23 protein-coding genes and 1 pseudogene are annotated in these 25,635 nt (G+C 62.1%); 19 read left to right on the plus strand and 5 right to left on the minus strand.

Annotated features, from left to right (window positions below; all coding sequences use genetic code 11):
• Positions 1-27 precede the first annotated feature (27 nt).
• The gene (locus QMO80_RS31835; RefSeq protein ID WP_283201555.1) at positions 28-357 is read right to left on the minus strand and encodes a DUF6665 family protein; all 330 of its coding nucleotides are present in this window, start codon (positions 355-357) and stop codon (positions 28-30) included.
• Between the two features lie 143 nt (positions 358-500).
• On the opposite strand from QMO80_RS31835, the gene QMO80_RS31840 reads away from it, so the two are divergent.
• The 5 genes and pseudogenes from QMO80_RS31840 to QMO80_RS31860 form a co-directional block, all read left to right on the plus strand.
• Positions 501-2,123: an ABC-F family ATP-binding cassette domain-containing protein gene (locus QMO80_RS31840; RefSeq protein ID WP_283201556.1), complete on the plus strand. Its 1,623-nt coding sequence runs from the start codon at positions 501-503 to the stop codon at positions 2,121-2,123.
• Positions 2,124-2,289: 166 nt separating this feature from the next.
• Positions 2,290-2,880, plus strand: a complete 591-nt coding sequence (locus QMO80_RS31845; RefSeq protein ID WP_283201557.1) for a hypothetical protein — start codon at positions 2,290-2,292, stop codon at positions 2,878-2,880.
• Between the two features lie 101 nt (positions 2,881-2,981).
• The gene (locus QMO80_RS31850; RefSeq protein WP_003571841.1) at positions 2,982-3,146 is read left to right on the plus strand and encodes a DUF1328 domain-containing protein; all 165 of its coding nucleotides are present in this window, start codon (positions 2,982-2,984) and stop codon (positions 3,144-3,146) included.
• Between the two features lie 419 nt (positions 3,147-3,565).
• Positions 3,566-4,087: a DUF992 domain-containing protein gene (locus QMO80_RS31855; RefSeq protein ID WP_283201558.1), complete on the plus strand. Its 522-nt coding sequence runs from the start codon at positions 3,566-3,568 to the stop codon at positions 4,085-4,087.
• Between the two features lie 38 nt (positions 4,088-4,125).
• Positions 4,126-4,212 (plus strand): annotated as a pseudogene (locus tag QMO80_RS31860) (GNAT family N-acetyltransferase); the annotation flags it as partial.
• 15 nt (positions 4,213-4,227) lie between these two features.
• On the opposite strand, the gene QMO80_RS31865 reads toward QMO80_RS31860, so the two are convergent.
• Positions 4,228-5,157 (minus strand): LysR family transcriptional regulator, encoded by a 930-nt coding sequence (locus QMO80_RS31865; protein ID WP_283201559.1) that lies wholly within the window; start codon positions 5,155-5,157, stop codon positions 4,228-4,230.
• Positions 5,158-5,229: 72 nt separating this feature from the next.
• Here QMO80_RS31865 and QMO80_RS31870 point away from each other — a divergent pair, with 72 nt between their 5' ends.
• The 14 genes from QMO80_RS31870 (at position 5,230) to glpK (ending at position 22,006) form a co-directional block, all read left to right on the plus strand.
• Positions 5,230-6,147: a DMT family transporter gene (locus QMO80_RS31870; RefSeq protein ID WP_283201560.1), complete on the plus strand. Its 918-nt coding sequence runs from the start codon at positions 5,230-5,232 to the stop codon at positions 6,145-6,147.
• A 362-nt stretch (positions 6,148-6,509) separates the two neighbouring features.
• Positions 6,510-10,037: an adenylate/guanylate cyclase domain-containing protein gene (locus QMO80_RS31875; RefSeq protein ID WP_283201561.1), complete on the plus strand. Its 3,528-nt coding sequence runs from the start codon at positions 6,510-6,512 to the stop codon at positions 10,035-10,037.
• A gap of 41 nt (positions 10,038-10,078) precedes the next feature.
• Entirely contained in the window at positions 10,079-10,339 is a 261-nt protein-coding gene (locus QMO80_RS31880; protein WP_003595804.1) for a DUF4242 domain-containing protein, read from the plus strand.
• 428 nt (positions 10,340-10,767) lie between these two features.
• On the plus strand, positions 10,768-11,232 hold the full coding sequence (locus QMO80_RS31885; protein WP_283201781.1) for an Hsp20 family protein: 465 nt from the start codon (positions 10,768-10,770) through the stop codon (positions 11,230-11,232).
• Positions 11,233-11,284: 52 nt separating this feature from the next.
• On the plus strand, positions 11,285-11,518 hold the full coding sequence (locus tag QMO80_RS31890) for a hypothetical protein (RefSeq protein WP_116275571.1): 234 nt from the start codon (positions 11,285-11,287) through the stop codon (positions 11,516-11,518).
• Between the two features lie 409 nt (positions 11,519-11,927).
• Complete coding sequence (locus QMO80_RS31895; RefSeq protein WP_049733243.1) at positions 11,928-12,701, plus strand: DeoR/GlpR family DNA-binding transcription regulator; 774 nt, start codon at positions 11,928-11,930, stop codon at positions 12,699-12,701.
• A 121-nt stretch (positions 12,702-12,822) separates the two neighbouring features.
• The gene (gene glpD / locus QMO80_RS31900) at positions 12,823-14,337 is read left to right on the plus strand and encodes a glycerol-3-phosphate dehydrogenase (RefSeq protein WP_283201562.1); all 1,515 of its coding nucleotides are present in this window, start codon (positions 12,823-12,825) and stop codon (positions 14,335-14,337) included.
• A 42-nt stretch (positions 14,338-14,379) separates the two neighbouring features.
• A complete protein-coding gene (locus QMO80_RS31905; protein ID WP_283201563.1) occupies positions 14,380-15,474 on the plus strand; it encodes an ABC transporter ATP-binding protein in 1,095 nt (364 codons plus the stop codon).
• Between the two features lie 9 nt (positions 15,475-15,483).
• Complete coding sequence (locus tag QMO80_RS31910) at positions 15,484-16,554, plus strand: ABC transporter ATP-binding protein (RefSeq protein WP_283201564.1); 1,071 nt, start codon at positions 15,484-15,486, stop codon at positions 16,552-16,554.
• 3 nt (positions 16,555-16,557) lie between these two features.
• Positions 16,558-17,421, plus strand: coding sequence for a carbohydrate ABC transporter permease (locus QMO80_RS31915; RefSeq protein WP_283201565.1), 864 nt, complete (start codon positions 16,558-16,560; stop codon positions 17,419-17,421).
• 12 nt (positions 17,422-17,433) lie between these two features.
• Positions 17,434-18,255: a carbohydrate ABC transporter permease gene (locus tag QMO80_RS31920; protein ID WP_283201566.1), complete on the plus strand. Its 822-nt coding sequence runs from the start codon at positions 17,434-17,436 to the stop codon at positions 18,253-18,255.
• Positions 18,256-18,268: 13 nt separating this feature from the next.
• Positions 18,269-18,550: a DUF2160 domain-containing protein gene (locus QMO80_RS31925; RefSeq protein ID WP_097607526.1), complete on the plus strand. Its 282-nt coding sequence runs from the start codon at positions 18,269-18,271 to the stop codon at positions 18,548-18,550.
• A gap of 79 nt (positions 18,551-18,629) precedes the next feature.
• Positions 18,630-20,354: an ABC transporter substrate-binding protein gene (locus QMO80_RS31930; RefSeq protein WP_283201567.1), complete on the plus strand. Its 1,725-nt coding sequence runs from the start codon at positions 18,630-18,632 to the stop codon at positions 20,352-20,354.
• 149 nt (positions 20,355-20,503) lie between these two features.
• Positions 20,504-22,006, plus strand: a complete 1,503-nt coding sequence (glpK, locus tag QMO80_RS31935; protein ID WP_283201568.1) for a glycerol kinase GlpK — start codon at positions 20,504-20,506, stop codon at positions 22,004-22,006.
• A gap of 36 nt (positions 22,007-22,042) precedes the next feature.
• On the opposite strand, the gene QMO80_RS31940 is transcribed toward glpK, so the two are convergent.
• The 3 genes from QMO80_RS31940 to QMO80_RS31950 are packed head-to-tail and all read right to left on the minus strand — an operon-like array spanning position 22,043 to position 25,606.
• Positions 22,043-23,044: an ABC transporter permease gene (locus QMO80_RS31940; protein WP_283201569.1), complete on the minus strand. Its 1,002-nt coding sequence runs from the start codon at positions 23,042-23,044 to the stop codon at positions 22,043-22,045.
• A gap of 2 nt (positions 23,045-23,046) precedes the next feature.
• Positions 23,047-24,066 carry an ABC transporter permease gene (locus QMO80_RS31945; protein ID WP_283201570.1) on the minus strand — a complete coding sequence of 340 codons (1,020 nt, stop codon included), beginning with the start codon at positions 24,064-24,066 and terminating at the stop codon, positions 23,047-23,049.
• Positions 24,056-25,606, minus strand: a complete 1,551-nt coding sequence (locus tag QMO80_RS31950; protein WP_283201571.1) for a sugar ABC transporter ATP-binding protein — start codon at positions 25,604-25,606, stop codon at positions 24,056-24,058. Before QMO80_RS31950 ends, QMO80_RS31945 begins: the two co-directional genes overlap by 11 nt.
• Between the last annotated feature and the right edge of the window lie 29 nt (positions 25,607-25,635).

Consider the following 25,635-nt stretch of genomic DNA (forward strand, 5'->3'; position numbering starts at 1 on the left):
GGGCACGGCCCGCGCCGTCGCCGCGCGTTATTTCCGCACCGCGCCCAATCTCGCGATCACTTCATTCGGGATGCCGTAGCGCTGAATGGCGTCGCGGTTGTTCCGCAGTCCGCAGATCTCTCGCTGGATGAAGAAGGCCCAAACGGCGTCGGAGGCTGCATTGAGAAGTGCCTCGCGTTCCCCGGCACTCTGGCGGTCGGCGGTCCAGGCCTTCAGCGCGGCAAGTGCTGCCTCCACCTTCAGCCCGTGACGCCCGAGCGCATCGGCGCGTTCCGACATCAACTCGTATTCGAGGACGTTGAAGCCGTTTCTGTCCTGCTCGGATTGTCTGAAGGACTGCGGCGGACGAACGCTCATTGGCACAGGTCTCCGTTGGCGCGAGCCGCAATATTATCCAAATCAAACGCGCCGATCGAGAGGGTCGGAAACGGGACTATCCCCCGATTTCCCCGCATGGCATAAGCGCGCCAAAATCTCTTTCCCAGGCTCCTACGCACACCATGATTCGTATCGAGAATATCAGCAAGCAGCTCAGCCACCGCATCCTCTTCATCGAGGCATCAGCAGCGCTCAACAGAGGCGAAAAGATCGGTCTCGTCGGCCCGAATGGCGCCGGCAAGACGACGATCTTCCGGATGATCAACGGTGAGGAACAGCCCGACGAAGGGCAGGTCTCCTGTGAGAAGGGCGTCACCATCGGCTACTTCAACCAGGACGTCGGCGAGATGGCGGGACACAGTGCCGTCGCCGAGGTGATGAACGGCGCCGGCCCGGTCAGCGTCGTTGCCGGGCAATTGCGCGAGCTCGAGGCGGCCATGGCCGATCCCGAGCAGGCCGATGATATGGACAAGATCATCGAGCGTTATGGCGAGGTGCAGGCGCGCTATGAGGAGCTGGACGGTTATGCGCTCGAAGGACGCGCCCGCGAAGTGCTCGCAGGCCTGAGCTTCAGCCAGGAGATGATGGACGGCGATGTCGGCGCGCTGTCGGGCGGCTGGAAGATGCGCGTGGCGCTCGCCCGCATCCTGCTCATGCGTCCCGATGTCATGCTGCTCGACGAGCCGAGCAACCATCTGGATCTCGAAAGCCTGATCTGGCTGGAGGAATTCCTGAAAGGCTACGAAGGCGCGCTGCTGATGACCTCGCACGACCGCGAGTTCATGAATCGGATCATCACCAAGATCATCGAGATCGACGGCGGCACATTGACGACCTATTCGGGCGACTACGAATTCTACGAGCAGCAGCGGGCGCAGAACGAAAAGCAGCAACAGGCCCAGTTCGAACGCCAGCAGGCAATGCTCGCCAAGGAAATCAAGTTCATCGAGCGGTTCAAGGCGCGCGCCTCGCACGCCTCGCAGGTGCAGAGCCGCGTCAAGAAGCTGGAGAAGATCGACCGGGTGGAACCGCCCAAGCGCCGTCAGTCGGTTTCCTTCGAATTCCAGCCGGCGCCGCGATCCGGCGAGGACGTGGTCAGCCTGAAGAACGTGCACAAGAAATACGGCAGCCGCAGCATCTATGAAGGGCTGGATTTCATGGTGCGGCGCCGGGAACGCTGGTGCATCATGGGCATCAACGGCGCCGGCAAGTCGACACTGCTGAAGCTGGTGACGGGTACCGCCGAGCCTGATGAAGGCAGCGTCGCTCTCGGCGCCAGCGTCAAGATGGGCTACTTCGCCCAGCACGCCATGGATATTCTCGATGGTGAGCACACCGTCTTCCAATCGCTGGAGGACCGGTTTCCCCAGGCGGGGCAGGGGCCTTTGCGGGCGCTTGCCGGATGTTTCGGCTTCTCCGGCGACGATGTCGAGAAGCGCTGCCGTGTGCTCTCCGGTGGCGAGAAGGCGCGGTTGGTCATGGCGATGATGCTGTTCGACCCGCCGAACCTGCTGGTGCTCGACGAGCCGACGAACCATCTCGACCTCGACACCAAGGAGATGCTGATCAAGGCGTTGTCGCAATATGAGGGCACGATGCTGTTCGTCTCGCACGACCGGCATTTCCTCGCCGCACTCTCCAACCGGGTGCTGGAGCTGACGCCTGAGGGCATCCATCAATATGGCGGTGGCTACACGGAGTATGTGGCGCGCACCGGCCACGAGGCGCCTGGTCTCAGGAGCTGACGGCTATTTTTGTGCTGCATGTCGAAACCGTCGGCGTCGAAGCGACCAGCAAAGAGCCTGCCGTCGAGGTCAGGAGGTCGCGCAGGCACTGCGCCAAACGTTGTATCGAACGCCTTGGCGGGCCGCTTCCTGCACGTGAGGGGCGGATTCGGTGGCTGTTGCCACGATGATGACCAAATTCCGTGGTGTTCGGAGCCCTCTTCATGCAATCGGGGACGGGCGCAACGGCATGGACTGGATCAATCGTTATATCGATCAGCCGCTACTGCACGGCGCGGCGGGCTTACTGCGGAGCTGGCATCTCCGCACGCGGCAACCGCCGGAGCTGCTGGAGCCGACATGGAATCTCGTCGTGCTCTCCTTTCTCCTGATCGCGAGCGGGCAGGTCCTGGCCGGCAAACCTTTCGCGCTTGCTGTTGCCGCGCTTGTCATGCTGGCGCTGCCGTCCGCGCGAAAACTGCTTTCGGCGGTCAAGGCGCCGGGAGGCGGCTACGGCGCCCGGCAATACAAGTCGCTGAGAGCGCGCGCCATCGCCAAACGCGAGGCGGAGTGGTCGGTGCGGATCATCGTCCTGTTTTCCTCCGCCTGCCTTCCCTTCATTGCCCGCATCGACGATCCGGCAGGAGCCTGTTTCATGCTGGGCGCAAGCATCTGGTTCGTCCTGACCGGGCCGCTCAAGGCCTATCTTGATGCCGCCGAACCTCCCGAGCCGAATGAAGGCGACCGGATGTTCAGCGGCGCTTTTCATTTCGGCTGAACAAGGCCGATGTGGCGTGGTATCCGCCGGCTTTGAGAGGGACAGGGAACCAAATGGGGGCGGCCTCCGTTATGTGAGCAGCAACGTAAAAGGAGATTGCGATGCTTTATTACGCTCTGGTGTTTCTCGTTGTGGCCTTGATAGCCGGCGTCCTCGGATTTGGCGGTATAGCAGGAGCTTCAGCTTCCATTGCCCAGGTTCTGTTCTTCATTTTCCTGGTGCTGTTCGTCGTATCGCTTGTCATGCGCTTTATGCGCAGAGTATAGCGCGAATTGAACAAGTATAAAAACCCGGCGAACACATCGCCGGGTTTTTTGTTGCGATGTTTGACGTCTCCACCACGCACGGTTTCCGTTCCGGTTGCCGTCAGCTGTCGCGACCTCCGCATGCCCCGCTGCATCAGTGCCGCCCGCAGAGAGGTGACGGCAATCAGATCGTGCCTTTCCGGCAACCATCCCTGACAACATCATGAAATAACCGGATGACGCGAAATAGTGCCTTCGAAATGTCCCATTGGGGGCTGAACCGTAAACCTGTTTGTCGCCTGCGCCTCCCATGCGCTTTGACATGCAATGCGAAAAGGGTGCCGTGTCGGGATCGTTTTGCGGTTCCGCCGTTATCTGTTGCCGAATCTGGTGGCGAGTAGCCGGGTATGCTCCCGTCACGATTTGAGAAGGAGAGACTTATGAAGAAAATTCTTGCGACGGCGTTCGCCGCGGTATCGTTGACGCTGGTCGGCGCTGGGGCGGTCAACGCCGCCGACCCGGTCACCAGGTCATATGAAGAGCCGGACCTGCGCAATGGCGTCAAGATCGGTTACCTCACCTGCGATATCGGCGGCGGTACCGGTTATGTGCTCGGTTCCTCCAAGGAGGCAGATTGCATCTTCCAGTCAACCGTTGGCAATGAGCTTTCGGATCGTTATACCGGCGAGGTGAGAAAACTCGGCATCGACCTTGGCTTCACCACGCGCAGCCGCCTGATCTGGGCCGTGTTCGCGCCGACGGCCGGTTATCACCGCGGATCGCTCGCAGGCCTCTATGTCGGCGCCACCGCCGAGGCGACGCTCGGCGCCGGTGTTGGCGCCAATCTCCTGGTTGGCGGCACCTCCGGCTCGATCCATCTGCAGACGGTCAGCCTGACCGGCCAGCTTGGCCTCAACGTTGCGGCCGGCAGTGCCTCGATGACGCTGACGGCCGACAATTGATATGCCTTCTGGCGCCCCGCCGCGACGCGGCAGGGGCGCACCCCTCGGATGCCGGTGAGCCGGTCTATCGGGCCGCTGGTTTCGAGCTGGCCAAGGAAATGCGCCTGCAGTTTCCGGCGGAGTAACGAAGGGCTTTCCGCTTACGTTTTCGCCCGGCCGGGTGCGATAAAGGCGGCGATCGTCGCCTCGTCATGGCCGGCCTCGCGCAGGAAGCGGCTGGCAAATTCGATGGCAGGGCTTCTGAGCGCATCGTCCGGTCGGATCAGATGAAAGGCCACATGATAATCGAGTGTCCGATCCGAGACGGCGACGACGCGCCCGGCGGCCAGCGCGGCATCCGATAGCGGCGGCCGGGCGAGCGCTATGCCGAGCCCTTGTGCACAGGCATCGATCACCAGATTGTAATCCTCGAAGCGGCGATCGTGGCCGCGCGGCGTATAGTCGACGCCCTCGCGGGCAAGCCAGCGGCGCCAGCCTTCGATATTTGAATCGTGCAGGATCGGCAGGTCGAGCAGCGAAAGCGCGTCGGAGCGCTGGCCGAGCCGGTCTGCGAGCACCGGGGCGGCGATCGGAAAGGATTTCTCCTGCCAGAGCGGCAGGGCGCGCACGCCGGCCCACGGCCCTTTACCGCAGCGGATCGCAAGATCGGTGCCTTCGCCGAAATCCGCCAGCCGGTGTTCGAGCGTCAGCTCGACATGCAGCTCGTTTCCTTCGAGCTTCGGCAGGCGCTGGAACAGCCATAAGGAGGCGACGGACGGCGTCACCGACAGGCGCACCACCGCCTTGTTGCGGCGAGGCAGCCAGCGCTCGCCGCTATTGCCGAGCAGCGCAAGCGCTTCCTCCGCCCGCGCGAAAAACCGCATGCCCTCCGGCGTCAGGCGCACTCCTCTGGCCTCGCGGGCAAACAGGCGCACCCCCATCCAGCGCTCGAGGCGCGAGACCTGCCGCGACACGGCGCCATGGGTAATGCCGCTTTCCTCGGCCGCGGCGGAAAACGATCCGAGCCGGGCGGCGCGGGCAAAGGTCTCGAGGGTGTCGAGTGGCGGGAGCACGGGCGAGCTGTGAACCATAGGCACATTTGATCATCGATTGCGATGCTTTTCAAGCACGCATCCTCGGCTTAATCCTTGGTCAAAGCACAAATGGAGGCGACAATGAGCATGGCGGCAAGCGCAGCGGTTTCGGCGAAGGAACAAGGCAGGTTCGATCTGGTCGCCTTTGCGGCGATCGTCGTCACCATTCTCTTCTGGGCGTCTTCCTTCGTGGTAATCCGCATCTGCCTCGGGCCGCTGACGCCGATCGAGCTGGCGACAGCGCGTTATGTGGCAGCCGGCGCCATCGCACTGGTGTACCTCGTGATCTACCGGCCGTTGCCGGAAAAACGCGATGTCGTCCGCCTCTGCGTCGCCGCGGTGCTCTTCATCGCCGCTTATGCGGTTTTGTTGAACACCGGTGAGCAGACGGTTGCGGCCGGGCCGGCGAGCTTCATCATCAACACCATGCCGGTCTTCACCGCCCTCATCGCCACCTTCGCGCTCGGCGAGCGCTTCGGCCGCTGGGGCTGGGCGGGTACCGCGGTTTCCTTCGGCGGTGTGGCGCTGATTGCGGTTGCCTCCGACGTCGGCTTCAAGCTCGATCCGAATGCCATCCTCATCCTCGGCGCAGCCCTTTGCTCGGCGATCGCCAGCGTGTTGCAGAAGCCGTTGCTCGGCCGGATGCCGGCGCTTGCCGTCACCGCCTGGATCCTGCTGATCGGTTCCGTGCCGCTGTTTCCGGCTGTCCCCGCGACCATCCAGGCGCTGGCCGCCGCCCCGGCGGCGGTGAACTGGGGCGTTGCCTATCTCGTCATCTTCCCGACGGCGATCGGCTACCTCACCTGGGCGATCGCGCTGAAGCGGCTGACGGCCGCCCGCGCTTCCAACTTTCTCTATGGCGTCCCGCCGGTCGCCACGCTGATCGGTTTTCTCTGGCTGGGCGAGATACCGACGGCGCTCGGTGCGGTCGGCGGCGTCATGGCGATCCTCGGTGTGCTCGTCGTCAATGTGATGCGCAAGCGATAGAGGCAAATTCGCCCCGGAAGGTGATCGGCTCTCACCCCAGATCTGGAGCAACTCCAGCAAAACCGCGTAGCGGTTTTGCGTCCGGAATTGCGTGAAAACAAAAAGATAGAGCATTTCCGTGATTCGGAGAAAAACGGAAATGCGGCTAGCGGAGCAGCCCGTCCCGCCCAAACTCTTCCCAGCTCCGCAGCTTGCCGACGCTTCTCCGGTGACGTCCTGCGATGCCGCAGTCGCCCATTGTCCTTCTTCAGTGAAGCGTCTGCTTCGCCTTGCAGGCCGCCTTTCGCCTGTTTTCCGCGGCAGCGTGGTACGGCGCCGACGTTCGTGGTATTTTTGAGGACGGTGGAGCGGGATCAACGTCGATGCAGACGATTGAGGATTGGCTAGGTCAACTCGGTCTCGGCAAGTACGCCGATACCTTCGTCGAGAATGACGTCGATCTGCGAGCACTCCCTCATCTAGCCGAATCCGACCTCCAGGAGCTCGGCGTCTCGCTTGGGCACCGGAAGATCATTCTCGCTGCTATAAACGAACTTGCGCATCAACGTCCGGACGAGCAGCCTCCTGCTTTAGCCGCTGCCGGGGTCGAATCCGAAACTGCGGCTGACCGGCGATTGCTCAGCGTGCTTTTCTGCGACCTGGTCGGGTCGACAGCGCTATCGGCGCAGCTCGACCCGGAAGACATGCACGAGTTGACCCGCCATTACCAGGATAGCGTCGCCGGCGCCGTCACGCGCTTCGGGGGCTATGTCGCCAAATATCTCGGAGACGGCGTGCTGGCCTATTTCGGATGGCCTATGGCTTACGAGGACCATGCCGAGCGTTCGATCCGAGCCGGCCTCGAGGCGATGGCCGCCGTCGACGCCTTGCAGTTGCCCAACGCGCAGCGATTGAAGGCTCGCATCGGCATCGCATCCGGGCGCGTGGTCGTCGGCAACACCGACGGCAGCGCGAAGGAGCGTGCATCGATCGCGGGAGACACTCCCAACCTGGCAGCACGCCTGCAGGCGGCGGCCGCCCCGGGCCAGATCGTGGTCTCCGACAGCACCCGCCGCCTCGCGGGGCAGTCGTTCGAAATCGAGAGCCTCGGCGCGCAGGAGCTCAAAGGCTTCACCTCGCCCATTGCGCTGTTCGAAGTCCGCGGTCAGCGAGAGGTGGATAGCCGTTTCGAAGCCGCGCATGCCAGCGGGCTTTCGAAATTTGTCGGCCGCGTTAGCGAGATCGGCCTGCTGCTCGAACGGTGGGAGTTGGCGAAGGCCGGGCAAGGCCAGGCGGTCTTCCTGTCGGGGGAGGCTGGCATCGGGAAATCCCGGCTTGTCGAGGCTTTCGAAGAACACCTGCGAGAGACACAGCACGAACTCATCCGATTGCAGTGTTCACCCTATCACGCTACCTCGGCCTTTTACCCGATCATCGAGCGACTGAGCCGGGTTGCATCGTTTACGCCGGCAGATGACCGGAACACGCGCATCGAAAAGTTTCGCACGCTTGTGCGCCGCTACGGCGAAAATCCTTCCGACGTTGGCGCCATCTATGCCGAGCTGCTTTCGCTCGACGTCGGCGACGAGTTCAAGCCGCCGGATCTCTCCGCCCACCAGCGCAAGGAGCTTCTCGTTCGCACCTTGGTGAACCGCTTGCTGCTTGCAGCCAGGATCGCACCGGTGCTCATGGTTTTCGAAGACGCTCACTGGATAGATCCATCCACCAGCGAAGTGCTGAGAGAACTCGTCAGCCGGCTGCACGGCGCCGCCGCCCTCGTCGTTGTGACCCACCGACCGGAATGGAGCGCGAACTGGGCAGGCGGACTGGCGCAGGTGACGACGCTCTCCGTTGGGCGCCTGACCAGGCAGCAGATGCGTGAACTGATCGAATCCATGGTGTCCGACATTCCCGAACAGCTCGCCGAAAGGATTGCGGAGCGGACGGACGGGGTGCCGCTGTTCGTCGAGGAGTTGACCCGCTCGGTCGTGGAGAGCGGAAAGCCGTCGTCGCTCAACGCAGAAATCCCGGACAGTCTGCAGGGCTCCCTGATGACACGTCTCGATCATTTAGCGCCGACGGCCAAGGAGATCGCGCAGATTGCCGCCGTAATAGGCAGGGAATTCGATCGCGGCCTTCTTTCGAAGATCGCAGGCGTCGACGACCGAGCGCTCGAGACAGCACTGAACCAGCTCGAGTCCAGCCAGATCGTCGTCGAAGGCGGCGTCTTGCATGATGCGCTCGTTTTTCGACATGCGCTCATTCAGGATGCGGCTTACCAATCGCTCCTCAACCGGCGCCGGCGGCATTTCCACGAGAGGATCGCAAGGGTTCTCGTCGAACATTATGACGATGTCGCTGCCACGCAGCCCGAACTCATCGCTCAGCACTACGAGAAAGCCCAACGGATTGAGCTCGCGCTTCCCTACTGGATGAAGGCTGGAGAACGCGCCCTCGCACGATCCGCCAACTACGAGGCGGTCGACAATTTCCAGAACGCCTTGGCAATTGCAGAACAGTTGCCTGAAGGGCCTGAGCGGCAAAGAGACCTGCTCACCGCGATCCTCAAACTCGGCGACGCCCTGTTCGCTGCGGGTCGCATGACGGATTCGCTGGCGAAATATAGGCTGGCCGCGCCATTGGCCCGCAAAGCGGCCGACACACAAGCCTTTATTCGTGCGGTGATTGGTCTAGACGGTACCAAATTCCTCTCCTCGAATTCGCTTGCCGAAACGATGCCGCTTCTCGAGGAAGCCCTCGAGATGGTTGAACCAGCGGATATGAGTTCACGGTGCCAGATTCTCAGCCGCCTTGCGCGGGCATACACCTATCTCAGCGACGGCCAGAAGGCTGCAAAATGCCATGCTGAAGGAATAAAGCTGGCTCGACGGGTTGGAGATAAGACTGCGCTTGTGGAGCTTTCCGCCCTGCCATTCCTGACGCCGGCACCGGTCAGGTCCGCCACGGAAAGAAACGACCGAATCGCTCGTATCGATGAAATAAGGCGCCTCGCGGATGAGATCGATGACGACGATGTGCGGAGCCGAGCGCTTTCCGTTGACGCCTATGTCTCCACGGAACTCGGCGATCGCGCACGAGCCGATCGGGCGGTTGACGCCCTCGACGAACTTGGTACCGAGCGGCAGCATCTCAACGTCCAGTTCTACGCTCGCACTGCAAAAGCGATGATGGCCATCCTCGATGGAAGGTTCACCGTCGCCGAGGAGTTTGCAGAGGAAGCGCTAAAGCTGGGTATGCGGATCCTTGGCGCTGCGCCGGAGGGCGTTTACGGCATGCAGATGTTCGCGATCCGACGGGAGCAAAGCCGCCTCTCGGAGGTTGCACCGATCATCAAGCTGTTGATTGAGGAAAGCCCGGAGGGAATCACCTGGCTGCCGGGTTTTACGTTGGTTGCCTTTGACCTCGGCTATCGCGATGCGGCCCAGCGGAGGTTGAGCGAGCTTGCCCGCACCGGCTTTGCCCTTCCGCTTGACGGAAAGCGAAGTGCGTCCCTCTCGTTCCTGACGGAAGTCGCCGCCGGTCTCGGCGACGCAGATGCTGCCCAGACCCTCTATAAGCTTATGCTCGACTACAAGGAGATGACCGTCACCATCGGTATGGCGACCGTTTGCTTCGGCGCGGCAAGCCGCTATCTGGGCGTGCTGGCAGCGGCGCTGGGTGAATTCGACAGAGCGTCGGAGCACTTTGAGCACGCACTTGAGATGAACGCGGCGATCGGCTCGCGGCCGTGGCTCGCACACACACAGGCAGATTATGCGGACTTGCTAATGAAAATAGGTAGCCGGGCCGCGATAAAGAGAGCAATGTTGCTATCCGAGAATGCCCGTTCAACCGCGGCCGACCTGGGAATGGTCCGGCTGCAACAGCGACTGAAGCCAACGATTCATTAGAACCAACAGTTCGTTGCTTTTGGTGGGAAGAAGGTCTCGTCATGCCACGCTACATCATTGAAAGAAACTTCGCGGAACAACTCGATCTGTCGAAAGAGGGGGTAGAGCAAATCAACCTGATCAATGACCAGGAAGGAGTGAAGTGGATCTTTTCCTTCCTCAGCGCCGACAGAAAAAAGACTTACTGCCTCTACGAGGCGCCTAGTACGGAAGCCATTCTCGCTGCGGCCCGGAGGAACAATGTCCCCGCGGATGTGATCATAGAAGTCAGCGAGGAGATCGGTCCCAATATGTTTGCGTAGCGCTCCTCGGCCACGCCCGGAGCAAGGCATTGCCGCGCTTCCAGTTAGAAGATTCACCAAACCGTAAGGGCCGCTTCGGTCGGCCGGCGTTGTTGCGACCGCAGGATCTAGGATCCTGCGAATGCCCAGAAGCCATCTCCTTGGCATGCACGTGCTCGTGTCCTGCCAGGGGTCTGCGACAACTGCCCGAGCTTCCTGGATCATAAAAACCTTCGAGGCGGTGCCCGTGAGATTCTTCCACATTTTCAGTCTTCACGAGCTGTCCTGTGGTCCAATATGCGAGGTCCAAATTTTTTCAAAAGGGCATCTTGAAACCGAAAATACCGAAAACCAAATCGATATCGTCGGCAGCCCAGAAGGGGGCCGACAGCCGGGGACGCAGGTTTCCGCCGCGTTCCTTTCCATCTCGCTTCTAGGAGGTTTTGGTCATGAGAACTGAGTTTGACTTCGCACCACTCTACCGCTCCAGCATCGGCTTCGACCGGGTTTTTTCGCTGCTGAACAATCCGCAGCGCCTGCAGGCCGTCGACGCCTGGCCGCCCTACGACATCCTTAAGGTCGGTGACAATGAGTACCGCATTGTCATGGCAGTCGCGGGCTTCGAGGATGGCGATCTCGACATCACGCAGGAGCGCAACGTGCTTCTCGTCAAAGGCGGCAAGGTCGATGACACCAAAGCTGAATACCTGCACCGTGGTATCGCCACGCGGGGCTTCGAGCGCCGCTTCGAGCTTGCCGACCATGTGAGCGTGGAAAACGCTTCGCTGAAAAACGGTCTTTTGCACATCGATCTGAAACGCGAGATTCCGGAGGCGATGAAGCCACGCAAGATCGCGATTGGCGACGGCGCACAGGTGCCGCTGCAGATCGAAGGTGAGAAGCAGGTCGCGTAAGTGTCGATCGAGGGAGGCGGGCGACGCTTAAGGCGTCGCCTGCTGCAAAACGATGAATACATCCGGTTTCGATAAGCCAGACTACTTCGGAGCTGCCGATCTGCGTATTTGCCAGGGCGTCTTCGACATTGTCACTTCGGAAGCAGGAGTGGAGCCGACGTCGGAGGAGGGCGAGCGCATCGCGGCCATCGTCGTGCAGCTCTATCGCCAAGGAGTGAAAGAGCCAGACCGCCTGCGGGTTGTGGTCGAATCCGCCCGCGGGATTAATATTGCGAAAGCTGCGTAAGGGGTAGGACGCCGCACGACAGCGGCGTCCTTCATCCCGCCTGGTCATAATCCGTCGTCATCTTGAGGTGGCGGTTCCAAGCAGCCCGGCTCTCGCGGCTCAAGCCTTCGTTTTTGGTCATGAGGCGGCGGCGACTTTACTTGGACGCTTTCGGAGCGGATGTGCGTCCGGCGGGTCGATCCGTACGTTAATCTCAAAATCGTGAATCAGGTCGGCTGGATTACCCCATAGCGCGGGTCCGAGGAGGAAGGTTTAAGGTGCAGATGTCGTTTAAAGACGATGTCCATCCGGCAAGAGCTTCGCACCGCAAAAAATGGTTATCTTACTCTCAGGTTGAGAGCAGGTGACAGATAGGCATTGCGCAGGCGTTCGCTTTCTTTAAAACGAAAGCAGATCGAAAGGCGCGCCGATGTTCTTGACCGACCGACAGACTGAAATCGTGGCGATTGCGAAATCGAGCGGCAGGGTTCTGGTCGAAGAACTCGCTTCCCGCTTTTCGGTGACGCCGCAGACGATCCGCAAGGACTTGAACGATCTCTGCGATGCGCAGGTGCTGACGCGCATCCATGGCGGCGCGACATTCCCGAGCGGCACCGAGAACGTCAAATACGAGGCGCGCCGCCAGATCGCCGCTTCCGAGAAACAGGCGATCGGCATGGCTGCGGTCGAGCTGATCCCGAGCGGGGCCTCGCTCTTCATCAATATCGGAACGACGACCGAGGCGGTGGGCGAGGCGCTCGCCAATCATCACGAGTTGATGGTTATCACCAATAATATCAACGTTGCCAATAGGTTACGCTTGCTTCCAGCGATCGAGGTGGTGATCGCCGGTGGCGTCGTGCGCGGCTCGGACGGCGGGATCGTCGGCGAAGCGGCCGTCGATTTCATCCGTCAGTTCAAGGTCGACTACGCCGTGATCGGCGCGTCGGCGATCGACATGGACGGCGCGCTTCTCGACTATGATTTTCGCGAGGTCAAGGTCGCCCAGGCGATCATCGCCAATGCCCGGCATGTCATTCTCGTTGCCGATTCCACCAAGTTCGAACGCACCGCACCGGTCAGGATCGGCCAGCTTTCCCAGGTTCATACCTTCATCACCGACCACTGTCCGGTGCCGTCGATCCGCAATCTCTGCCTCGAAAACAATGTGAAGCTGATCGAAACGAACGGAAGATCGCGCTAGGCCCGTCAACCCTCGCAAACATTCGTTTGACATTCGTATCTCTTTCGTTTTAACTGCCTTCACTTTCGCAATCGCGCAAGTTTTGTGCGATGCGAAATCTGCAGCAGGCTCGGAGGGGATATTGGGCCGGGAGATCTACGACATATTCGTCATCGGTGGCGGCATCAACGGCTGCGGCATTGCGCGCGATGCCGTCGGGCGCGGTTATTCCGTGGCGCTGGCGGAGATGAACGACTTCGCCTCGGGCACCTCGTCGGGCGCCACCAAGCTCATTCATGGCGGCCTGCGCTATCTCGAGCATTACGAGTTCCGCCTGGTGCGCGAATCGCTGATGGAGCGCGAGATCCTCTGGGCGATGGCGCCGCACATCATCTGGCCGCTGCGCTTCGTGCTGCCTTATCACAAAGGCGGCATCCGGCCGGCCTGGCTGATCCGGCTCGGCCTCTTCCTCTACGACCATCTCGGCGGCCGCAAGCTGCTGCCGGCGACCTCTGTGCTCGACATGCGCCGCGATCCGGCCGGCAAGCCGCTGAAGGCGCTGTTCGCCAAGGCTTTCGAATATTCCGACGGTTGGGTCGACGACGCCCGCATGGTGGTGCTGAACGCCCGCGACGCCGCCGACAAGGGAGCGGCCATCATGCCGCGTACCAAAGTTGTGTCGGCACGGCGCGAGAATGGCCTGTGGCACATCGAGACCACTGATACGGTCACCGGCCGCAATGACAGCCATCAGGCCCGCATGCTGGTCAATGCCGCCGGTCCCTGGGTCGACCACGTCATCCGCTCCGCTTTCGGCCAGAACGAGGCGCACCATGTCCGCCTCGTCCAGGGCAGCCATATCGTCGTGAAGAAGAAGTTCGACGATCCTCGTGCTTATTTCTTCCAGAATCCCGACAACCGCATCATCTTCGCCATTCCCTACGAGGGCGACTTCACCCTGATCGGCACCACGGACCGCGATTACACCGCCGATCCGAGGGATGTCCGGATTTCCGAGGAGGAGACCGTCTATCTCTGCAATGCGGCCTCGGAATATTTCAAGGAGCCGGTCAGGCCCGAGGATATCGTCTGGACCTATTCGGCGGTCCGGCCGCTTTATGACGACGGCGCCTCGAAGGCGCAGGAGGCGACGCGCGACTACGTGTTGAAGCTGGAGGGCGAAGGCAATGCCGCGCCGCTGCTCAACGTTTTCGGCGGCAAGCTCACCACCTATCGCCGGCTTTCCGAACATGCGCTGGAGAAGATCGGCGCCGCGATCGGCGTCAAGGGCGCCCCGTGGACGGCCAAAAGCCATTTGCCCGGCGGCGACTTCCCGGTCCGCGGTTACGAGGGGCAGGTCGCCGATCTGAAGCGGCTCTATCCGTTTCTCGCTGATCGGCATGCCCGCCGGCTCGTGCGCCGCTACGGCACCAGGACCAAGGCGCTGCTCGGCCAGGCCCGCGGCGTCGAGGACCTCGGACGGCTGTTCGGCGGCGATCTCTACGAGGCCGAGGTCGCCTATCTCGTCGAACATGAATGGGCCCGGCACGCCGAAGACGTGCTGTGGAGGAGAACAAAGGATGGTCTGCGCCTTTCGAAGGAGCAGGCTCAGTCACTGGAGGAGTACATGGCTGCCATGCCGGCGATGGCCGGATAAGGCGGCGTGTGGTCCCCGCTGCGTGGAGGCACGGGAACGGGAATGCTGGAACTGCGAAACGCCGCCAAGATGGTGGGCGCCGACTATCACATCTATCCGACCGATCTGGTCCTCGAGCGGGGTTCGCTGAACGTCCTGCTCGGGCCGACGCTGTCGGGCAAGACGTCGCTGATGCGGCTGATGGCCGGGCTCGACCGTCCCACAGGCGGGTCCGTGCATTTCGACGGCGCCGATGTCACCGGCATGCCGGTGCAGAAGCGCAATGTCGCCATGGTCTACCAGCAATTCATCAACTATCCGGCGCTGACCGTCTATGAGAACATCGCCTCGCCGATGCGCATCTCGGGCAAGGATGCCGCCACGATCGACCGCGAGGTGCGCAAGGCGGCCGATCTTCTGAAGCTCACGCCCTATCTCGACCGCACGCCGCTTAATCTCTCCGGCGGCCAGCAGCAGCGCACCGCGCTTGCGCGCGCCCTCGTCAAGAATGCCAGCCTGGTGCTGATGGACGAGCCGCTCGCCAATCTCGACTACAAGCTGCGCGAGGAACTGCGCGAGGAACTGCCGAAGATCTTCGCCCAATCCGGCGCGATCTTCGTCTACGCCACCACCGAACCGTCCGAGGCGCTACTGCTTGGCGGCAACACGGCAACGCTGAACGAGGGCCGGGTCACCCAGTTCGGGTCGACGATCGATGTCTATCGCCGCCCTGTCGATCTCGACAGCGCCGGCATCTTCGCCGATCCGCCGCTGAATACCGTTGATGTCGTCAAGTCGGGTGGTGTCTTTACGCGCCCGGGCGGAGGGACGCTTCCGGTTCCCGCGCATCTGGCCGCCGTGCCGGACGGTCCCGTCACCATCGCCTTTCACCCGCACCATCTCGGCCTTCAAGCCCAGACCGGCGATGCCGCCCGCCTGCAGGCGCGCACGCTGGTTTCCGAGATCACCGGTTCGGAGAGCTTCGTTCACCTGGAATATGACGGCGTACGCTGGGTGATGCTGGCGCACGGCATTCACGATATCGATCCCGACGTGGAGATCGAGGCCTTTCTCGACACCCGCCACCTGATGGCCTTCGGCGCCGACGGCCGTGCCATCGCCACGGTCGGCGCCGTCGCTGCAACCGGAAAGGCATAGGAGAGCACAATGGCACGCATCACGCTCGACCATATCCGCCATGCCTACGGCGCCAATCCGCAGACGGAAAAAGATTATTCGCTGAAGGAAGTCGACCACGAATGGAACGACGGCGGCGCCTATGCGCTGCTCGGCCCTTCCGGCTGCGGCAAGACCACGCTGCTCAACATCATCTCCGGCCTGCTGCAGCCCTCGCACGGCCGCATCCTCTTCGACGGCAAGGATGTGACGAACCTTTCGACGCAGAGCCGCAATATTGCGCAGGTCTTCCAGTTTCCGGTTATCTACGACACGATGACGGTCTACGACAATCTCGCCTTTCCCCTGCGCAACCGCGGCGTGGCCGAGGCGGATGTCGACCGGCGCGTCCGCGAAATCCTCGAGATGATCGATCTCTCCGGCTGGGCGAAACGCAAGGCGCAGGGGCTGACTGCCGACCAGAAGCAGAAGATCTCGCTCGGTCGCGGCCTGGTGCGCAACGATGTCAACGCCATCCTGTTCGACGAGCCGCTGACCGTCATCGACCCGCATATGAAATGGGTGCTGCGTTCGCAGCTGAAGCGGCTGCACAAGCAGTTCGGCTTCACCATGGTCTATGTCACCCACGACCAGACCGAGGCGCTGACCTTCGCCGAGAAGGTCGTCGTCATGTATGACGGCCAGATCGTCCAGATCGGCACACCGGCTGAACTCTTCGAGCGGCCGAGCCACACTTTCGTCGGCTATTTCATCGGTTCGCCGGGTATGAACGTCATTCCGGCAAGGATCGAAGGCAGCGCCGTCAAGGTCGGCGACGAGACGCTGACGCTCGATTACGCGCCGAAGACCACTGGCAGCGCCAAGACCGAGCTCGGGATCCGTCCCGAATTCATCCGCCTCGGACGGGAGGGCATGCAGGTGACGATCAGCAAGGTCGAGGATATCGGCCGGCAAAAGATCGTGCGGGCCCGTTTCGCCGGCCAGCCGATCGCGATCGTCGTGCCTGAAGATGCCGAGATCCCCGCGGATGCCCGCGTCACTTTCGATCCGTCCGCCATCAGCATCTACGCCGACAGCTGGCGTGTCGGCAGGGAGGCCTGAGCCATGCAGAAGACGTGGAATAATAAAGCCTGGTTTCTAGTTCTGCCGGTGCTGCTGCTGGTGGCATTTTCGGCCGTCATCCCGCTGATGACCGTCGTCAACTATTCGGTCCAGGATACGTTCGGCAACAACGAGTTCTTCTGGGCCGGCACCGACTGGTTCGTCCAGACCCTGCACTCCGACCGCTTCTGGGAGGCGCTCGAGCGCAACCTGCTCTTCTCCTTCATCATCCTGGCGCTGGAAATTCCGCTCGGTATCTTCATCGCGCTCAACATGCCGAAATCAGGGCCGGGCGTTCCCGTCTGCCTGGTGCTGATGGCGCTGCCGCTGCTCATTCCGTGGAATGTCGTCGGCACCATCTGGCAGGTCTTCGGGCGCGTCGATATCGGCCTGCTCGGCCATACGCTCGAAGCGATCGGTCTCGACTACAATTATGTCCGCGATCCGATCGATGCCTGGGTCACCGTCATCGTCATGGACGTCTGGCACTGGACGAGCCTCGTCGTGCTGCTCTGCTATGCCGGCCTCGTCTCGATCCCGGACGCCTATTATCAGGCGGCCAAGATCGACGGCGCCTCGCGCTGGTCCGTCTTCCGCTACATCCAGCTGCCGAAGATGAAGCGTGTGCTGTTGATCGCCGTGCTCCTGCGTTTCATGGACAGCTTCATGATCTATACCGAACCCTTCGTCGTCACCGGCGGCGGTCCCGGCAACTCGACGACCTTCCTTTCCATCGACCTTGTGAAGATGGCGGTCGGCCAGTTCGATCTCGGCCCGGCAGCGGCGATGTCGATCATCTATTTCCTCATCATCCTGCTGCTCTCATGGGTGTTCTACACCGTGATGACCAGCAGCGACGCGAGCTAAGGGGAGGGGAGCATGAGCACCAAGTACAAACCCGCCGGCAGCCTCTCCTGGCTCGTCCCGACCATCTACATCCTCTTCCTGATCCTGCCGATCTACTGGCTCGTCAATATGAGCTTCAAGGAGAATGCCGAGATCACCGGCGCCTTCTCGCTCTGGCCGACGAGCCCGACGCTGCGCAACTATACGGTCATCTTCACCGATCCGTCCTGGTATAACGGCTATATCAACTCGATCATCTACGTCGTGATGAACACGGTGATCTCGGTGGCCGCGGCGCTGCCGGCGGCCTACGCCTTCTCGCGCTACCGCTTCCTCGGCGACAAGCACCTGTTCTTCTGGTTGCTGACCAACCGCATGGCGCCGCCGGCGGTCTTCGCGCTGCCGTTCTTCCAGCTCTATTCGGCTTTCGGCCTGATCGACACGCATATCGCCGTGGCGCTTGCCCACTGCCTGTTCAACGTGCCGCTCGCCGTCTGGATTCTCGAAGGCTTCATGTCGGGCGTGCCGAAGGAAATCGACGAGACCGCCTATATCGACGGTTATTCCTTCCCGCGCTTCTTCATCAAGATCTTCATTCCGCTGATCGCAAGCGGTGTCGGCGTGGCGGGCTTCTTCTGCTTCATGTTCTCCTGGGTCGAGCTCTTGCTTGCCCGCACGCTGACGACGACGGCGGCAAAGCCGATCTCGGCGATCATGACGCGAACGGTTTCCGCCTCCGGCATGGACTGGGGCGTGCTGGCGGCGGCCGGCGTGCTCACCATCATTCCGGGCGCGCTCGTCATCTATTTCGTCCGCAACTACATCGCCAAGGGCTTCGCGCTCGGGCGCGTTTGAGGAGGAGACGGTCATGAATTTTTCCTGGATGGCCTGGACGCTGCCGACGGCGCTGTTCTTCCTGACGATCCTCGCGCTTCTGATCGCGATGAGCGTCTGGGAATATTTTTCGCCGGGCGGCTCGCCGCGCACGGGCGTGCTGCGGTTCGAGACGACGCGCGGCGACCGGCTCTTCGTTTCGCTGCTGGGCAGCGCTTTCATTCATCTTGCATGGCTTGGGCTCGCTGGGCCCAACCTTTGGTGGGCTCTTGCCATCTCCGTGGTCTACGCCATCGGCGTGTTCCGCTACGTGTGACGGCAAAGTGAAGACAGATGGCCGGGGGTCCTTGGCCGCCTGAGTATGTGACTGCAATCGCAAACCCTGGGAGGATATTATGCGACGGCACTTATTGACGACGACAGCAGGCTTGCTGCTGGCGATGACCGCATCGGCCTATGCCGGCATGGACGAGGCCAAGACGTTCCTCGACAAGGAGGTCGGTGACCTCTCGACCCTGCCCCGCGCCGATCAGGAAAAGGAAATGCAGTGGTTCGTCGATGCTGCGAAGCCTTTCGCCGGCATGGACATCAAGGTCGTGTCCGAAACGATCACGACCCATGAATATGAATCGAAGGTGCTGGCGCCCGCCTTCACGGCGATCACCGGCATCAAGATCACCCATGACCTGATCGGCGAAGGCGATGTGGTCGAAAAGTTGCAGACGCAGATGCAGTCGGGCGAAAACATCTATGACGCCTATATCAACGACTCGGACCTGATCGGCACCCATTGGCGCTACCAGCAGGCCCGCTCGCTGACCGACTGGATGGCCAACGAAGGCAAGGATGTCACCAATCCGGGCCTCGACATCGACGACTTCATCGGCAAGTCGTTCACGACGGCGCCTGACGGCAAGCTCTACCAGTTGCCCGACCAGCAGTTCGCGAACCTCTACTGGTTCCGTTACGACTGGTTCAACGACGAGAAGAACAAGGCCGACTTCAAGGCGAAGTACGGCTACGATCTCGGCGTGCCGGTCAACTGGTCGGCCTATGAGGATATTGCCGAGTTCTTCACCGGCCGCGAGATCGACGGCAAGAAGGTCTACGGCCATATGGACTATGGCAAGAAGGATCCCTCGCTCGGCTGGCGCTTCACCGATGCCTGGCTGTCCATGGCCGGCAATGGCGACAAGGGCATCCCGAACGGCAAGCCCGTCGACGAATGGGGTATCAAGGTCGACGAGAATTCGCGTCCTGTTGGTTCCTGCGTCGCGCGCGGCGGTGACACCAACGGCCCTGCTGCAGTCTATTCCATCCAGAAATATCTGGATTGGATGAAGGCCTATGCACCGGCCGCTGCCCAGGGCATGACCTTCTCCGAATCCGGCCCGGTCCCATCGCAGGGCGAAGTTGCCCAGCAGATGTTCACCTACACGGCCTTCACCGCCGACTTCGTCAAGGAAGGCCTGCCGGTCGTCAATGCGGACGGCACGCCGAAATGGCGTTTCGCGCCGAGCCCGCATGGCGTCTACTGGAAGGACGGCATGAAGCTCGGCTATCAGGACGCCGGCTCCTGGACGCTGATGAAGTCCACGCCTGTCGACCGCGCCAAGGCGGCCTGGCTCTATGCTCAGTTCGTCACCTCGAAGACCGTCGACGTGAAGAAGAGCCACATGGGCCTGACCTTCATCCGCCAGTCGACGCTGGATCATAAGTCCTTCACCGACCGCGCGCCGAAGCTCGGCGGCCTGGTCGAATTCTACCGTTCGCCCGCCCGCCTTCAGTGGTCGCCGACCGGTACGAACGTTCCTGACTATCCGAAGCTCGCGCAGCTCTGGTGGCAGGCGATTGGTGATGCTTCTTCCGGCGCCAAGACGGCGCAGGAGGCGATGGACTCGCTTTGCTCCGAGCAGGAAAAGGTGCTGCAGCGCCTCGAACGCGCCAAGGTCCAGGGCGATATCGGCCCGAAGCTTGCCGAGGAGCATGATCTCGCTTATTGGAACGCGGATGCGGTGAAGAAGGGCAACCTTGCGCCGCAGCTGAAGATCGAGAACGAGAAGGAAAAGCCGCTCACTGTCAACTACGACGAACTCGTCAAGAGCTGGCAGAAGAAGTAAGGCGGACCCGGCCGGAGGCGACGAGGCTCCGGCCACCCCTTCCTGCCACCGGCTACGGCCGGTGGCACACACAATCTTTCTCTCATGAAACGTCAGCGTCCTGCCGACCACCTGCAGGCTGAGCGGCTTCGTGTGAGCCGGAGACGGATATGAGCGGCTATATACTTTCAATCGACCAGGGCACGACATCGTCGCGTGCGATCGTCTTTGATGGCGACATGAAAATGGCCGGCTCGGCGCAGGCGGAGATCACCCAATATTATCCGCAGCCCGGATGGGTGGAGCACGACGCCACTGAGATCTGGCAGTCCGTCATCGATACGGTGCGCAAGGCGATCGCCGATGCCGGTCTCGAAGCCACCGCCATTGCCGCGATCGGCATTACCAACCAGCGCGAGACGGCGGTCGTCTGGGACCGCAGATCCGGCAAACCGCTTCACCGTGCGATAGTCTGGCAGGACAGGCGCACTGCCGAAATGTGCGAAAGCCTGAAGGCCGACGGATATGAAAAGCTGTTTTCCGCCAAGACCGGCCTGCTGCTCGACCCCTATTTCTCAGGAACCAAGCTGCGCTGGCTGCTCGACAATGTCGACGGCCTCCGTGAGAAGGCTGAGGCGGGCGATGTCTGCTTCGGCACGATCGACAGCTGGCTGATCTACAATCTGACTGATGGTCGTGTGCACGCCACCGATGCGACCAACGCGTCGCGAACGCTGCTTTATAATATCGATGACGGCGTTTGGGACGAGGAGCTGCTCGGCATTCTCGGCATTCCCGCCGCGATGCTTCCCGAAGTCAGGGAATGCGCCGATGATTTCGGCCGCGTCGACCGCGCGCTGTTCGGTGCAGAGCTTCCGATCCTCGGTGTTGCCGGCGACCAGCAGGCAGCAGCGATGGGCAATGCCTGCTTCGAGCCCGGCATGATGAAATCCACCTACGGCACCGGCTGCTTTGCCCTTTTGAACACCGGCAGGGATCGTGTTTCCTCCTCCAACCGGATGCTGACGACGATCGCCTACCGGCTCGACGGCGAGACGACCTATGCGCTCGAAGGCTCGATCTTCATCGCCGGCGCCGCCGTGCAATGGCTGCGAGACGGCCTCGGCATTATCGATCAGGCATCGGAGGCGGGCGTGCTTGCGGCCAAGGCCGATCCCGGGCAGCAGGTCTATATCGTCCCCGCCTTCACCGGCCTCGGCGCGCCCTATTGGGATCCGGCCGCACGCGGCGCGATCTTCGGCCTGACCCGAAACAGCGGACCGGCGGAATTTGCCCGGGCCGTGCTCGAATCCGTCGCCTATCAGACGCTCGATCTGCTGGTGGCGATGAAGAAGGACTGGGGCGTCAACCAGCTGGAAACCGTGCTGCGTGTCGACGGCGGTATGGCGGCTTCGGATTGGACGATGCAGTGCCTGGCCGACATGACGGGGAACCCGGTCGACCGTTCGGCGATCCGCGAGACGACGGCGCTCGGAGCCGCCTGGCTTGCCGGCTCGAAAGCCGGCATCTGGCCCGGCAGACGGGATTTTGCGCAGGCCTGGGCCTGCGACCGCCGTTTCAACCCCTCGATGGAGGAAAGCGAACGGCAGGCCAAGATCATCGGCTGGAAGAATGCTGTCTCGCGGATGATTTCGGACGCTTCGGCGGGGTAGAACCGCTTCCCGAATACGACCGCGACGGCGCTTGTCTCATGCGCCTCCTGCTGCCTTTCGGTTGATGAAGCTCACGGCGAGTACGGCGAAGATCAGCGTTCCCGTGCCGACCTGCTGCCAATAGAAGTTCAGATCGGTCAGCAGCAGCCCGTTGGCGACGATACCGAGCAGCAGCGCGCCGAGAACGGTGCCGCCGACATTCGGCCGCCCGAGCGGGCTGAGCGTCGTGCCGATGAAGGTCGCGCCGATCGCGTTCAGCAGGAAGGCATTGCCCGAAGACGGGATGTAGGTGGTGACGGTTGCGGTCAGGATCAGGCCGGCGATTGCCGCGATCAACCCGACCAGGATGAACGTCACCGCGACATGGGCAGGGGCGGCGATGCCGGAATAGCGCACGACGCCCGGCTGGATGCCGATCGACAGGATGACGCGGCCGAAACGCGTGCGGGCAAATACGACGGCAGCGGCCGCGATGACGAGGATGGCGACGGCAAGCGGCACCGGAAAACCGGCGATCGCGCCGTGGCCGAGGAACCGGAAGGCCTCAGGCACGCCATTCGGCGGCAGATAGACCGGATTGCCGCCATTGGTCAGCAGCTGCTGGACGCTGCGGCCGATGAACAGCGTGCCGAGCGTGGCAAGGAATGGCGACACGCCGATCCCGGAGATCAGAAACGCGTTGAATGCGCCGACGAATGCGCCGGCCGCCAGTCCCGCCAGTGCTGCGACCGCCACCGGCTGCCCGGTAAGCACGAGCGAGACGAAGGCGAAGCTGGCAAAATCCATCGCCGTTCCCACCGAAAGATCGATGCCCCCCGACGCGACGGCAAAGGTCATGGCGATGGAGACGATGGCCAGCAGCGTGAAATTATTGACCAGGATGCTCTGCAGGTTCGCAAGCGTCAGGAAGGTCGGCGTTGCCGCTGAGAAGGCGGCAAAGACCACGATCAGGGCGAGGATCAGCCCATAGCGCAGCAGGCCATGGGCGATCAGATGCGGCGAGCCTGTGGTGGCGGGTGTGGGGGGTTGGAGCGACATGGTCAGGCCTCCTGCCGGCGCAGCAGCGTGGTCGCGGAAACGACGATGAGAATGAGCACGCCCTGGACGCCGCTGACCAGCGTGCTCGATATGTTCAGCAGTTGGAAACCGTTGGTGAGGAAGCCGACCAGCAGAGCCGAAAGCAGCGTCCCGGTGATCGTCGGAACCAGCCGGCGCGAAAAGACCGCGCCGAGCAGGGCCGTGACGACGACGGGCAGCAGCATCTCGCCGGAACCGGTCGTGCTGCCGCTCAGATAGGAAACCGACAGAATGCCGGCGATGCCGCCGGAGAGACCGCTGGCGACGAAGGCGCCGGCGAGCAGGCGGCGAAGCGGCAGGCCGGCGGCGCGCGCCGCATCCGGAAACTCACCGACGGCATAGAGACGCAGGCCGATCGGAGTATATTGCACGATCGCCGTCGCAATCGCCGTGAAGCCGAGAAGCACATAGGCAAGAACCGGTATGCCGAAGAGATCGGAAGCCGAAAGCGCTGATAGGAAGGGCGTCGAGGCCGGCAGGACGGTATTCCCGGTCAGCACCAGCTCCAGACCGGCGACGATATTCATGACGGCAAGGGTGGCGAGCAGCGGCACGATGCCGGCATAGACCGCGGCAATGGCATTGACCGTGCCGATCAGTGCGCCGGTGAGGATCGATGCTGCGATCGCTGTCGCATCGCCATAGCCGAGTTGCGTCAGGCTGGCATAAACGGCGGCGCTGAGGCCCATATTGGCCGCCAGCGACAGGTCGATGCCGCCGGTGACGACATTGGAGCCGCCGGCAATCAGCACGACCGTCAGTCCGATGGCAAGCACGCCCGAGATGGCCGATTGGCCGAGCACGTTGCCGATATTGCCGATGCTGAGGAAATAGGGCGCGGTCAGCGAGAAGATCAGCAGGATGGCGGCAAAAGCGATCAACGATCCGAAGCGCAAAGCCGCAGCCGCAATATTGCCGCCCGGCCGGGCAGGCGATTCCCCAGCGGCAAAGCCGGAAGGCGCGAATTCCACTTCAGCCGACATGGCGCTGTCCCTTAGATGATCCGGTCGATTGCGCCAGCACGGCATCTGCCGTGGTCTCCGACGAGATGAATTCCCGCACCACGCGGCCGCGGAAGAGCACAAGGATGCGATCGGTGATGCCGACGAGTTCGGGCAGATCGGAAGACAGCACGATGACGCCGGCGCCGCGCGCCGCAAGTTCGCCGATCAGCGTATAGATCTCGACCTTGGAGCCGATGTCGACTCCAACCGTCGGCTCGTCGAGGAGATAGACCTCGGAGCGGCGGCTCAGCCATTTGGCGATGGCGATCTTCTGCTGGTTGCCGCCCGAAAGCGTGCGCAGCAGGGCATTTCGCCCATTGGTTTTTACCTGCAGGCGCACAATCAGCGCATCGACCTCGCTCTGTTCGCGTTTGCGATCGAGAAAACCGAAACGCGTGAAACGGCCAAGGCTGGAAAGGCTGATATTTTCGGCGACGCTGAGGTCGAGCGCGACGCCGTGACGGCGGCGATCTTCCGGCACCAGTGCGATCTGGCGGGCGGCCGCCTGTGTCGGGCTGGCAAAACGGGCAGGCTTGCCGTTGATCTCGATGTGGCCGGAAGCCGGTGTCTGCAGCCCGAAGAGAGTGCGAACCAGCTCCTTTGCGCCGGAGCCGAGCAGGCCGGTGAGGCCGAGGACCTCGCCGCGGCGAAGCGTGAAGCTGATGTCGCTGTATTTTCCCGGCGCCGACAGCTGCTCGACCTTGAGGATCTCCTCGCCTGATGTGACCTGCGGCTTCGGAAACATCTCCTTGATGTCGCGCTCGACCATCAGCCGGGCAATCGCTGCGGCCGAGGTGTCCCCGATCGGCAAGGAGGCGACATCAAGGCCGTTGCGCAGCACGGTGACGTGGTCGCAGAGTTTCTCGATTTCGTTCAGATAATGCGAGATATAGATGATGGTGACGCCTTCATCGCGCAGGCGGCGGATCAGCCGGAAGAGGATATCGGCCTCGCGGGCCACCAATGCGGCCGTCGGCTCATCGAAGACGAGCACCTTCGGCTGATTGAGGAGAGCGCGGGTGATTTGCACGATCTGCTTTTCGGCCGTCGACAATTCGCCGATCAGGGCGGCGTTCGGCAACCGGAGACCGAAATAGTCGTTGAGAATATCGGATGCGCGGCGCTGCATCAGTCGCCGGTCGAGGAAGGGCGTGCCCGCTATCCGCGGTTCCCGGCCGAGGAAGAGGGCTTCGCCGACGGTGAATGTCGGCACCAACAGCCGGTCCTGGTGAATGAAGTGGATGCCGAGTTCTTCGGCAAGATGCGGCGTCAGCCTGTCGAATATCTGCCCTTCGATCCCGATCCGGCCGTCATCCGGCTGGTGAAGGCCGGCCAGCAGTTTGATCAGCGTCGACTTGCCGGCGCCGTTCTGGCCGACCAGACCGTGGATGGTGCCGCGCCTGACGATCAGCGACGCGCCGGCCAGCGCCTGCGCACCGCCGAAATGCTTGACGATGCCTTCGAGGCGAATGATGTCGTCTGGCGCCGTCACCGGCGGGCTCAACGAATTGGCCGTCATATCGATCTTTCCGGGTGGGTAGATGTTGG

The organism is Rhizobium sp. BT03 (assembly GCF_030053155.1).
Taxonomy (GTDB): Bacteria; Pseudomonadota; Alphaproteobacteria; order Rhizobiales; family Rhizobiaceae; genus Rhizobium.

Excerpts from the sequence above, each read along its gene's own strand:
- QMO80_RS31855 (WP_283201558.1), top strand. The coding sequence starts at position 3,566 with ATGAAGAAAATTCTTGCGACGGCGTTCGCCGCGGTATCGTTGACGCTG.
- QMO80_RS31865 (WP_283201559.1), bottom strand. The coding sequence starts at position 5,157 with ATGGTTCACAGCTCGCCCGTGCTCCCGCCACTCGACACCCTCGAGACC.
- QMO80_RS31850 (WP_003571841.1), top strand. The coding sequence starts at position 2,982 with ATGCTTTATTACGCTCTGGTGTTTCTCGTTGTGGCCTTGATAGCCGGC.
- QMO80_RS31920 (WP_283201566.1), top strand. The coding sequence starts at position 17,434 with ATGAGCACCAAGTACAAACCCGCCGGCAGCCTCTCCTGGCTCGTCCCG.
- QMO80_RS31945 (WP_283201570.1), bottom strand. The coding sequence starts at position 24,066 with ATGTCGGCTGAAGTGGAATTCGCGCCTTCCGGCTTTGCCGCTGGGGAA.
- QMO80_RS31870 (WP_283201560.1), top strand. The coding sequence starts at position 5,230 with ATGGAGGCGACAATGAGCATGGCGGCAAGCGCAGCGGTTTCGGCGAAG.
- QMO80_RS31950 (WP_283201571.1), bottom strand. The coding sequence starts at position 25,606 with ATGACGGCCAATTCGTTGAGCCCGCCGGTGACGGCGCCAGACGACATC.
- QMO80_RS31835 (WP_283201555.1), bottom strand. The coding sequence starts at position 357 with ATGAGCGTTCGTCCGCCGCAGTCCTTCAGACAATCCGAGCAGGACAGA.
- QMO80_RS31840 (WP_283201556.1), top strand. The coding sequence starts at position 501 with ATGATTCGTATCGAGAATATCAGCAAGCAGCTCAGCCACCGCATCCTC.
- QMO80_RS31890 (WP_116275571.1), top strand. The coding sequence starts at position 11,285 with ATGAATACATCCGGTTTCGATAAGCCAGACTACTTCGGAGCTGCCGAT.
- QMO80_RS31895 (WP_049733243.1), top strand. The coding sequence starts at position 11,928 with ATGTTCTTGACCGACCGACAGACTGAAATCGTGGCGATTGCGAAATCG.
- QMO80_RS31885 (WP_283201781.1), top strand. The coding sequence starts at position 10,768 with ATGAGAACTGAGTTTGACTTCGCACCACTCTACCGCTCCAGCATCGGC.
- QMO80_RS31940 (WP_283201569.1), bottom strand. The coding sequence starts at position 23,044 with ATGTCGCTCCAACCCCCCACACCCGCCACCACAGGCTCGCCGCATCTG.
- QMO80_RS31905 (WP_283201563.1), top strand. The coding sequence starts at position 14,380 with ATGCTGGAACTGCGAAACGCCGCCAAGATGGTGGGCGCCGACTATCAC.
- glpK (WP_283201568.1), top strand. The coding sequence starts at position 20,504 with ATGAGCGGCTATATACTTTCAATCGACCAGGGCACGACATCGTCGCGT.
- QMO80_RS31880 (WP_003595804.1), top strand. The coding sequence starts at position 10,079 with ATGCCACGCTACATCATTGAAAGAAACTTCGCGGAACAACTCGATCTG.
- QMO80_RS31925 (WP_097607526.1), top strand. The coding sequence starts at position 18,269 with ATGAATTTTTCCTGGATGGCCTGGACGCTGCCGACGGCGCTGTTCTTC.
- QMO80_RS31875 (WP_283201561.1), top strand. The coding sequence starts at position 6,510 with ATGCAGACGATTGAGGATTGGCTAGGTCAACTCGGTCTCGGCAAGTAC.
- QMO80_RS31930 (WP_283201567.1), top strand. The coding sequence starts at position 18,630 with ATGCGACGGCACTTATTGACGACGACAGCAGGCTTGCTGCTGGCGATG.
- QMO80_RS31845 (WP_283201557.1), top strand. The coding sequence starts at position 2,290 with ATGATGACCAAATTCCGTGGTGTTCGGAGCCCTCTTCATGCAATCGGG.
- QMO80_RS31915 (WP_283201565.1), top strand. The coding sequence starts at position 16,558 with ATGCAGAAGACGTGGAATAATAAAGCCTGGTTTCTAGTTCTGCCGGTG.
- QMO80_RS31910 (WP_283201564.1), top strand. The coding sequence starts at position 15,484 with ATGGCACGCATCACGCTCGACCATATCCGCCATGCCTACGGCGCCAAT.